The following is a 10,000-nucleotide window of genomic DNA, read 5'->3' as shown; positions in this document are numbered from 1 at the left end:
TATCTGCACAGTGATTTAAACCGCCAGTTTAAAACTGTAGATTTGGCCAACCCAGAGTTGACCAATTACGAACAAAGTCGTGCCAAAGTGATCAATGACATTTTAGGTCCAAAAGGCAATGCCAAAACCGATCTGGTGATTGATTTGCACAACACCACCAGCAATATGGGCGCTTGCCTGATCATGACGCAAGCCGGTCCTTTTTATAACCAACTGGCCGCTTATGTGAAGATGAAAATGCCAGAAGCTATTATCTCCCGTGATGAAGACCATTTAGCGGCTGAAGATCACGCCCTGATGTGTACATTGGGCCGTTATGGCGTGATAGTAGAAGTAGGGCCACAATCTCAGTCTGTATTACGTCAGGATGTGCTTGAGCAAATGTATGAGATGACGGCACACATTCTGGACTTTGTGGAATTGTATAACACCCAGAGCCTGCCAGAGCTGCCAAAACGCACTGAAGCTTATCTGTATTTGCACAGCATTAAGTTGCCGATGAATGAAAAAGGCGAACGTTTGGGTATGGTGCACAAAAATGTGCAGGATAAGGATTACCATCCGATCCACCCTGGAGATCCGATTTTCACTTTGTTTGATGGCACTGAAGTACCTTACGACGGCGATACAGTGGTGTATCCAACCTTTATCAACGAAGCGGCTTATTACGACAACAATCTGGCGATGTCGCTAAACGACAAAATCTGGATTGAGCTGGAATAATAAAAATGGGGTCAGATCACATTGTTTATTTATTGTAAAAATAACGTGATCTGATTCAGCTTTTTTTGAGTTTGACAGTTATTCTTAATGGTGTTTCTTTGCACAGGAGATACACCATGCCTCGCCACCAACGTTATTGTCCGGCGAATGTGCCACAACATGTGGTTCAGCGCGGAAATAATCATCAGCTTTGTTTTCTTGAGCAGCAGGATTTCGCCACTTACCTGACCTACCTAAAGGAATACAAAGAACAATGTCACGTTGATATTCATGCATGGGTTTTGATGTCCAACCATGTTTACCTCTTATGCACACCTAAGGATGAAATGGCGACCAGTTTGCTAATGCAATCGGTGGGGCGAAAGTATGTTCGATATTTTAATACTCGCTATCAGCGCTGTGGCACTTTATGGGAAGGGCGCTTTAAATCTTGCCTGATAGCGGAAGAGGCTTATGTGCTGAATGTCTATCGCTATATCGAACTGAACCCTGTCCGTGCAGCAATGGTGCAACGGCCTGAACATTACTTCTGGTCCAGCTATAGTTGCAATGCTCTTGGTCGTTCCAGCGATCTGGTTACACCAGAGCCAGTCTACATGGCTTTAGGTAAAAACGACGCAGAGCGGCAAATGAATTACAAGATATTGTTTAGTCGTGTTTTAGCTGAAGAAGAACTCTGTTCTATCCGCAGCTCTTTGCAACAATGTTCACTGTTGGGCAGCGCTGTCGCTCAAAAAGATGTCGCCGCAAAATTCGGTTTGAGTATTCCAAAACAAAGCGCAGGAAGACCAAGATATAACCCATAAAAATGGGGTCAGATCACATTAGTTACGTATAACTAATGTGATCTGACCCCATTTTTAACTCATGTTACAACTGAACGTAGCTGGCTTTTTTCTGGATAAGTTCGATGGCGTAGTTGTCCGGGTCGCGGACAAAAGCTATTTCAGTGGTACCACCTTTAACCGGGCCAGGCTCGCGGCTTATCACCCCACCTTTAGCACGGATCAGCTCACAAGCAGCATATATATCATCGACTTCTAAGGCAATATGACCGTAGGCTGTGCCCAGTTCATAGCTGTCGACACCCCAGTTATAGGTCAGTTCCAGCACAGCACCTTCGCTTTCATCACTAAAACCAACAAATGCCAGAGTGTATTTGTACTCAGGATTTTCTGAAGTACGTAGCAGCTTCATGCCAAGTACTTCAGTGTAAAAAGCTAAAGAGCGTTCTAAGTTAGTGACACGAAGCATGGTATGTAAAATGCGCATAATAGTTCCTTAATCGGCTTTTTCGCCGATTTTAGCATGTTGCTGCCCAGCGGAGGGCGTCGTACCGTAAAAACAGGATGGGCTGTGCCTATCTATAGATATTCTGTGATGCCTTAGTCTTCCTGATAAGCCGCACGCATCAGTCTGTTCTGAACTGCGGCCCATTGGTCATCAAGAGGAGGCATTTCCAGCACTATAAGTTCAGCACCACTCTGATCGGCCAGATAGAGCTGTTTGTATAACACACGACCAAAATCTTGTGCATTGGTTGGCATGGAGCAATGCCAATGCGGTTCTGTGTTGGCGGACAAATCACTGAAAGAAAGTACAGCGAGAAGCTGAGTTGTATCTTTGAGTAATTCATCAAGCTCACCGGCCGATACACAACGTAATCTGGTTTTTGGCTGATAATGCGCAGCCACATTACCTGAGACTTTAACCTGATGCTGCAAAGGGCATTGCACCTTTTGTTTTAACACTGCTTCTAACTGAGCTACGCTGACTGGCCCTGCACGCAGCACCTGAACAGCACCATTAACCAGACTGACAATAGTAGATTCAAGACCAAACTGACAATCACCGCCGTCCAATACTGCATCAAGTTTGCCTGCCATAGTCTCCATGACTTGCCGGGCGCTGGTGGGGCTTAGTTGCTTGTAAGGATTGGCGGATGGCGCTGCCACCGCAAGCTGATGGGTAACCAACAGGTTCAGCAACACCGGATGAGAGGGCACCCTGAGCCCTATGGTATCCAAACCTCCGGTCACTACAGTATCGACATGGTCGGCTTTTTTCAGTAACAAGGTCAAAGGGCCCGGCCAAAAGGCTTGGGCCAGAGCAAAAGCCTCTGCAGGTATATCTTGTGCCCAGTCATGCATTGCGCTGGCCGCATGCATATGCACTATCAGTGGATGATCAGAAGGTCTGCCCTTGGCGACAAAGATGTTATTGACAGCGCTTTTATTGCGGGCGTCCGCCGCCAGACCATAGACTGTTTCAGTTGGCACAGCAACCAGCTTGCCTTGCTTTAAAAGCTCCGCGGCTATCTGCCTGTCTTTGGCTTGTTCTGAGTGTAACATCAGGGTATTCAACACCATTTAACTCCGCTACTTCGTGGTCATAGATTAAGGATTACACAACGGACAATAGGCTGGATCAGCAAAAGCTTCAGATGGAAGCTCCTGCTCGGTATGGCCACAGCAATCACACTTTTTTATGTAGTATTTCACGCGCTGCGTTGGATAAGAGCAAGTGGAGCAGGGCAGACCCAATTGTAGCTCTTTGCGCCAAAAGTCGGATGTCTGACACTTCGGGCAAAGGGCTTGTAAGCGAGCAGCCAGCTGTGCTGCGGCTTGCTGAATATACTGCTGCCGGGATGGACAAAAGTGCGCACGTAAATCGGGGGAAAGACGAACGTTTTGGGCAAGCTGCGTAGCTGAGTTTAACAACTGCGCCTGCTCTAATGCCTGACGGACTGCGCTAAAGCCTGTCAGGCCTTTGACCAGCCCTGTGCTGTGCTTGATGATCCAGCCTTGTGCAGCATCATGCTGCACCACATGCTCATGGAGCAGATTGAGTTGATTTGTTTCGAGATCAGACAAGGGGACGGGGCCAGCGGCTGAAGCAATAATATAGTGATCCCTGGCACTGTTATACCAGCACAGCATTTCATGGTCCCAGTTCAGTAAGCCCGGAGCAGGGCCAGCGCCAAAGCTGCCCTCACTACCCAAGCCAAAACTCAGACCACTGAGCTGACAGGCCAGTTTAGCTTTGGTTTTGACGCATTCTACCGGGCTTAATGTGCGTGGGATTTCACCAGCGAAAGTACCTAAAGTGTCCGTGTCAAAGCCGACCGACAGTTCCACTGTCACACCAGCCTGTGCTAAAGCTGGTGCGATTAGTGGCAACTTATGATGTTTGGTCAGCAAGGACGCCCGTTGCTTCGTACTGCCCACTCTATTGTCCTTGTCCTAAAGTAAAACCCAGTTCACCGTTAAAGCTGCACAGGTTTTCGGTTTTTATTACATCCAGATTGTCGCCCGAGATCTGGCTCAGCAAACGGATAATGTCGCTGTAAGTGAGCTGAGTTAAACCTGGTCTGAGCATAAAACGACAGCGCCAGTGATCGGTACAGAAGGTTTCAGGAAAGCCATCAGGCCAGACTTTGACACCTCTGTTGGTGATCATTTGCAGCTCCAGCTCTGCGGTCTCCAATGGCTTCAGACGTTGTGCCAGCTCGTCGGCACTATGCCGGTGCTGATGTAAAAAAACATCAACACCGACCAGGATTTTTTCTGCTTCGGGCTGTGGTTGATAAGTGACACTCACTGGTTTTTTTGGTTGGGCAGAATGTTGATAACTCACAGTTGCAAACCTCTGAGGTGTGGTTCCCAGTCGTGCTATGACCGCTTCGGCAAATTGTTCGGTAGTGACAAGAACTTTGCTGTGCTCACTTTTTAAGTCTTTGGTATGAATGCCATCTTCTATAGTTTTTAACCAGGCGTTATGTATTTTTTCTGCTATGTCTGCCTGGCCTATGTGCACCAGCATCATCACGGCCGCTAATATTAAGCCACTTGGGTTGGCGACATTCTGACCTGCTATATCAGGAGCGCTGCCATGAATCGCCTCAAACATTGCGACATGCTCGCCGATATTAGCGCTCCCTGCTAAGCCTATACTTCCGGACAGTTCAGCTGCGACATCACTGATGATGTCACCGTATAAATTGGTGGTCACTATCACGTCAAATAGTTCAGGCCTTGTGGCCAGGCGGGCACTACCAATGTCAATGATATAACGGTCTTGGCTAATGTCAGGGTACTCTGCACCTATCTCCTGAAATACCTTATAAAACAAACCGTCGGTCATTTTCATGATGTTGTCTTTCACCATGCAGGTGACTTTTTTACGGCCATGGGTACGGGCATATTCAAAGGCGTAACGGATTATTTTCTCACAACCGGGCCTGGTGATCAGTTTAAGGCACTGATAGACCTCATCTGTTTGACGATGCTCTATACCGGCATACAGATCTTCTTCGTTTTCCCGGATAATCACCATGTCCATAGCAGGATGTAAGGTATGCACATAAGGCGAGTAGCTGATGCAAGGCCGGACATTGGCATAAAGCCCAAGCGTTTTACGTATGGTGACATTCAGGCTTTTATAACCAGAGCCTGAAGGGGTCGTGATGGGACCCTTGAGAAAAACTTTGGTCCGACGTAGGCTTTGCCAGGCATCCTGCCTGATCCCCGAACTGTGACCCGCCAGATAAAGCTGTTCGCCAATATCAATACATTCAGTTGTAATCCGTGCTTTGGCTGCGCTTAATACTTTTAATGTGGCCTGAGTGATTTCCGGACCTATGCCATCTCCCATCGCCACAGTGATAGCGACATTTTCTAAGTTGACGCTGCGATGTTGACTACTGTGGTGTTTATTGTGTTCGCGATAAAGGCACTCGTTACTCATGATTTGACACTCCATTTTGCGATTGAGCGCACTTTATGTCAGTAGATGCATAAATAAAAATACTTTGTTCTAATTGAATCTATAGCCTCTAAGCTATAGATTTGGGGTTGTGTTTTATCTGATTGAGTTTCTTTGATGCCTGCTTTAACCCTTGCCCGATTTCAGCGTATTACCCCACAGCAACTGCGAGCTTTTGAAGCAACCGCGCGTTTGTTATCAGTGACCAAAGCAGCGCAGGAACTTTATGTCAGTCAACCTACGGTATCAGTGCAATTGCGGGAGTTAGCCACCACCACAGGGCAGCGATTATTCGAAACCACAGGCAGACAAATTCGCTTAACTCAGGCCGGTGAAGAGCTTTATAAGGCGGTTCGGGAAGTGGCTGCGTGTTGGCAGCGCTTTGAATCCAGAATCGCTGAAATTAATGGGCTGGTCAGTGGGCGTTTGCGCATAGCTGCCGTAACAACGGCAGAATACTTCGTACCCGATCTGTTAGGGCCATTTTCTGCCGCACATCAGGGGGTAGAAATTGAGCTGGCTATTGAAAACAGAGACAGAATAGTAGGTCGGCTTACCCAAGGCATGGATGATCTGGCTGTGATGATGATGCCTCCGGATGATTTACCCCTGGATCGGATGCAGTTTCAGGTTAATCCGCTGGTGATTATCGCATCGTCAAAACATGCATTAGTTAATAAGGCTATTGAACTGGGGGATTTATGCAACGAGCGCTGGTTGATGCGGGAACCCGGCAGCGGGACCCGCATGGCTGCGGAGCAGCATTTCACAGAACAGGGTTTCAAACCTAATGTAGTGATGAGTTTAGGCAGTAATGAAGCTATTAAGCATTCGGTAGCTGCTGGTTTAGGTATCGCAGTGCTTTCGCAGCTTGCCGTGCAACCAGCGTTATGGCCAGGCCGTTATAGTACCACTGTTACAGGCCAAAACACTTTGCCATCAGACGCAGGTGCCTTGTTACAGGCAGGGCTTGGCATTATGCAAGTGAAAGACTTCCCCATTCTGCGGCATTGGTCTGTGGTCTGGCGAAAAGACAACCCGCTCTCAGCAACAGCCCGCCATTTCCTTGACTATCTTCAGGCATCGCAAGCATAGCCAAACACCTGAACATACTGATTTTAATCGACTTTATCCTTAAACTCACACAGATCTTCAATCAGGCAACTGCCACACTTAGGTTTGCGTGCCACGCAGGTATAACGGCCATGCAATATCAGCCAGTGATGTACATCCAGCTTAAATTCGGCGGGCACCACTTTGAGTAATTTCTGTTCTACTTCATCAACATTTTTGCCAGGGGCAAATTTGGTTCTGTTGCTGACGCGAAAGATATGGGTGTCGACCGCTATAGTGGGCCAGCCGAAGGCCGTATTGAGCACCACGTTGGCGGTTTTGCGGCCTACGCCAGGTAAAGCCTCTAACGCTTCACGATTTTCCGGCACCTGACTATTGTGTTGATCAATCAGAATACGGCAGGTTTTAATCAGGTTCTCAGCTTTTGAATTAAATAACCCAATAGTCTTGATGTACTGCTTTACGCCGTCTACGCCCAAATCAAATATAGCCTGCGGCGTATTGGCAACAGGGTAGAGCAGACGGGTAGCTTTATTGACGCTGACGTCTGTGGCCTGAGCCGACAACAACACAGCCACCAGCAATTCAAAAGGCGAATTAAACTCCAGCTCAGTGGTGGGCTTGGGATTGTTCTCGCGCAGCCGCTGTAAAATCTGAATACGTTTTTCTTTGTTCATTAACTTAGGTTCAGTGCTCTGACGACTTTATTGGGTGGATACATGAGTGACGCGTGCGCGGCTAATTTTTTGTTCTACAGGTTTAGCTTTGGCTGCGGCTCTGGCGTCTATTGTATTTTTTGCCGCAATCAAAAAGCCCATCACTAAGAATGCACCTGGTGGCAATATCGCTAATAAAAACTGGTGGTCGGCCTGATACAAATGTACGGTCAGAACTTTTGCCCAATCACCTAGGAGTAAGTCAGCGCCAGCAAATAAAGTACCAGCACCTAATACTTCGCGCACTGCGCCTAAAGTACAGAGCACTAAAGCAAAACCAGTACCCATCATCAAACCGTCAAATGCTGCAGGTAATACGGCATTCTTTGAGGCATAAGCTTCTGCCCGGCCTATGACGATACAGTTGGTCACTATAAGCGGAATAAAAATACCTAAGGCCTGATACAGGTTATACATAAAGGCGTGCATCAGCAGCTCTATCACTGTCACTACTGAAGCTATGACCATCACAAAAACCGGAATACGGATTTCATTGGGTACAAAGTTACGGATCAGGGACACCACAGTATTAGTGCTGAGCAATACCAGCACAGTAGCCAAGCCTAAGCCTAATGCATTGGTCAGGCTAGAGGTGACCGCCAACAGAGGACAAAGCCCCAATAGCTGCACCAGGCCCGGATTGTTTTTCCACAAGCCCTGACGAATTATTTCCTGATAAGGGCTCTGTTTATGTTCCACTGTTGTAGTATCCATCAGATCAGGCTCCGCAATCGGCTGGCAAACTGGCCAGCTCAGGATGTTGCTGAATATAAACTGCAGCGTTTTTTACCGCTTTGACTACAGCTCGGGGGGTGATGGTAGCACCGGCAAACTGATCAAACTGGCCACCGTCTTTTTTCACTGCAAAACTACGATCTTCGCTTGAGTCCACAGTCTGGCCATTAAAGCTCAGCACCCAGGGCGTTTTTCTCAGTTCAATTTTATCGCCAAGGCCAGGTGTTTCCTTGTGACTTAAGATCCGAACTCCTATCACTTCACTGTCCGGACTAATAGCCGCCAATACTTCAATGGCGCCACTGTAGCCGTCTGGTGCTGTGGTTTCGATCAAATAGGCTTTTAGCTTTTCTTCAGCGCGGTAACGGTAAATTTTTTGTCTGGCATCTTTGCCTAACAATCTGGTATCAAGCACCGCTACGCAATCTTTTAACACTGCTGTATTGCCATCAAGTTCCGGCATCACTTCCACCAAAGTGCGAAGCTTGTCGTCAAGTTGCTGCTGTTCTATCTCGGCTTTGGTAATTTCGTTCACTGCAGCGACGGCAAAAACACAAAGCACGGCCGCAGTGCCTAACAACAGCGCATTTTTACCTACAGAACTTAGCATCAGCGCGCTCCCTTGTGTTTATGACCATAAGTGCGGGGCTGGGTGTAATAGTCAATTAAAGGCACAGTCATATTGGCCAGCATCACCGCAAAAGCAAAAGCGTCCGGATAACCGCCATAGCTGCGGATCAAAAACACTAAAACCCCTATTAAAGCACCAAAGATCAGTCTGCCTTTTTCAGTGGTAGAGGCGGATACAGGATCTGTGGCAATAAAAAAGGCGGCCAGCATAGTAGCACCAGAAAACAGCTGAAAGAGTGGGCTGGCATTCGTATCTGGTGAGATCAACCAAGCCAGTAAACTACAGCTGAATAACGACCCTAGCACAGCCACAGGGATACGCCATTGAATAACTTTTTGTTGCAGTAAAAATAAGCCACCCACTAAATACGCCAGATTCACCCAAAACCAGCCTTCACCGGATAACCAGCCAAACACAGGTTTCTTCATACTCTCGGCTGTGGTATAGCCCTGAGACAGATCAGTTTTTAAGGTGTCCAGCGGTGTAGCCATACTGATGCCGTCCGCATCCTGGCGTAATTGGCTGACACTGTAGCCAGTGCAGCTATAGTCGGTGAAAATAGTACAGACTGCATCCAGTGGGCCAACAGCTAAATTTTGCACCGGAGCTGCAGGAAGCCAACTGGTCATTGGCAATGGAAAAGACACCAGCAACAACACATAAGCGGCCATAGCCGGGTTAAATAAATTATTCCCTAAGCCTCCATACAGCTGCTTGACCACCACTATGGCAAAAGCTGTTCCCACTACAATAAGCCACCAGGGCGCATAAGAAGGGATAGCGACGGCAAGCAATACTGCGGTCACTAAAGCACTGTGATCCAGCAGTTTTACTTTCACTTTTTTGCCGCGAAGCGCCAGTACTGCAGCTTCACAGCTTAAGGCGGTGACAATAGCCAGCAGCAATTGCACCAGCACACCGTAACCAAAAAAGTAAGCCTGGACTGCAATACCAGGTACGGCAGCCAAAGCCACCAGTTTCATCAATTGGGCTGTACTTTTTTGACTGTGCTGGTGCGGGGAGCTGGCGATTTTAAAACTCATAACGGCTCACTGTTTTGTTGTTTTTTGGCTTTGGCGCGGGCTATGGCTGCTGCAATAGCAGCTTTTTTGGCATCTGGTTCCGGGTCTGCCTCTGTTATTGCGGACTCCACAGCCTCCGTTGCAGTCGCTGCTTCTGATGCTGTTTGTTGCTCTGCTTGTTTTTTTGCTTTAGCTCTGGCTATGGCTGCCGCTACCGCAGCTTTTTTCGCATCCACATCAGCGGTTGGTGTATCAGTTGCCACAGTGTCAGCCGCCGGTTCAGGTGGTGCTTCAAGCCCTTGTTCTGCTTGTTTTTTGGCTTTAGCACGGGCTAT

General features: G+C 47.8%; 11 protein-coding genes and 1 pseudogene. 3 read left to right on the top strand and 9 right to left on the bottom strand.

The annotated features are described in order from the left end of the window. Together LDL40_RS05650 and LDL40_RS05645 are read left to right on the top strand one after the other, a co-directional pair. Positions 1-723 (top strand): aspartoacylase (locus LDL40_RS05650; RefSeq protein ID WP_300994212.1); only part of this gene is annotated, 723 nt, incomplete at its 5' end. 116 nt (positions 724-839) lie between these two features. Continuing rightward, positions 840-1,529 carry a transposase gene (locus tag LDL40_RS05645; RefSeq protein ID WP_300994209.1) on the top strand — a complete coding sequence of 230 codons (690 nt, stop codon included), beginning with the start codon at positions 840-842 and terminating at the stop codon, positions 1,527-1,529. Between the two features lie 64 nt (positions 1,530-1,593). Here the strand turns inward: LDL40_RS05645 and gloA are convergent, their stop codons facing one another. The 4 genes from gloA to LDL40_RS05625 all read right to left on the bottom strand — a co-directional run bounded on the left by gloA (position 1,594) and on the right by LDL40_RS05625 (position 5,469). Further along, on the bottom strand, positions 1,594-1,995 hold the full coding sequence (gene gloA / locus LDL40_RS05640) for a lactoylglutathione lyase (protein ID WP_147904430.1): 402 nt from the start codon (positions 1,993-1,995) through the stop codon (positions 1,594-1,596). Positions 1,996-2,108: 113 nt separating this feature from the next. Continuing rightward, on the bottom strand, positions 2,109-3,092 hold the full coding sequence (locus LDL40_RS05635; protein WP_300994207.1) for an L-threonylcarbamoyladenylate synthase: 984 nt from the start codon (positions 3,090-3,092) through the stop codon (positions 2,109-2,111). Positions 3,093-3,119: 27 nt separating this feature from the next. Next, complete coding sequence (locus LDL40_RS05630) at positions 3,120-3,950, bottom strand: DUF6671 family protein (RefSeq protein ID WP_300994206.1); 831 nt, start codon at positions 3,948-3,950, stop codon at positions 3,120-3,122. 1 nt (position 3,951) lies between these two features. Beyond that, complete coding sequence (locus tag LDL40_RS05625) at positions 3,952-5,469, bottom strand: NADP-dependent isocitrate dehydrogenase (RefSeq protein WP_300994205.1); 1,518 nt, start codon at positions 5,467-5,469, stop codon at positions 3,952-3,954. A 135-nt stretch (positions 5,470-5,604) separates the two neighbouring features. On the opposite strand from LDL40_RS05625, the gene LDL40_RS05620 reads away from it, so the two are divergent. Next, positions 5,605-6,582, top strand: coding sequence for a LysR family transcriptional regulator (locus tag LDL40_RS05620; RefSeq protein ID WP_300994204.1), 978 nt, complete (start codon positions 5,605-5,607; stop codon positions 6,580-6,582). Between the two features lie 23 nt (positions 6,583-6,605). Here LDL40_RS05620 and nth read toward each other — a convergent pair whose 3' ends face one another. The 5 genes and pseudogenes from nth to LDL40_RS05595 all read right to left on the bottom strand — a co-directional run. After that, on the bottom strand, positions 6,606-7,238 hold the full coding sequence (gene nth, locus LDL40_RS05615; RefSeq protein ID WP_300994203.1) for an endonuclease III: 633 nt from the start codon (positions 7,236-7,238) through the stop codon (positions 6,606-6,608). 27 nt (positions 7,239-7,265) lie between these two features. Next, positions 7,266-7,991 (bottom strand): electron transport complex subunit E, encoded by a 726-nt coding sequence (locus LDL40_RS05610; RefSeq protein WP_300994202.1) that lies wholly within the window; start codon positions 7,989-7,991, stop codon positions 7,266-7,268. A gap of 4 nt (positions 7,992-7,995) precedes the next feature. Next, positions 7,996-8,622, bottom strand: a complete 627-nt coding sequence (gene rsxG / locus LDL40_RS05605) for an electron transport complex subunit RsxG (protein ID WP_300994201.1) — start codon at positions 8,620-8,622, stop codon at positions 7,996-7,998. Next, complete coding sequence (rsxD, locus tag LDL40_RS05600; RefSeq protein WP_300994200.1) at positions 8,622-9,686, bottom strand: electron transport complex subunit RsxD; 1,065 nt, start codon at positions 9,684-9,686, stop codon at positions 8,622-8,624. Before rsxD ends, rsxG begins: the two co-directional genes overlap by 1 nt. Next, positions 9,683-10,000, bottom strand: a pseudogene (locus tag LDL40_RS05595) (electron transport complex subunit RsxC); the annotation flags it as partial. The pseudogene LDL40_RS05595 and the gene rsxD, both read right to left, overlap by 4 nt.

This window comes from Rheinheimera sp., from assembly GCF_020217005.1.
In the GTDB taxonomy this organism is placed as follows: Bacteria; Pseudomonadota; Gammaproteobacteria; order Enterobacterales; family Alteromonadaceae; genus Pararheinheimera.
The sequence above is the reverse complement of the archived record's forward strand: the minus strand, read 5'-3'. Positions and strand labels throughout refer to the sequence as shown.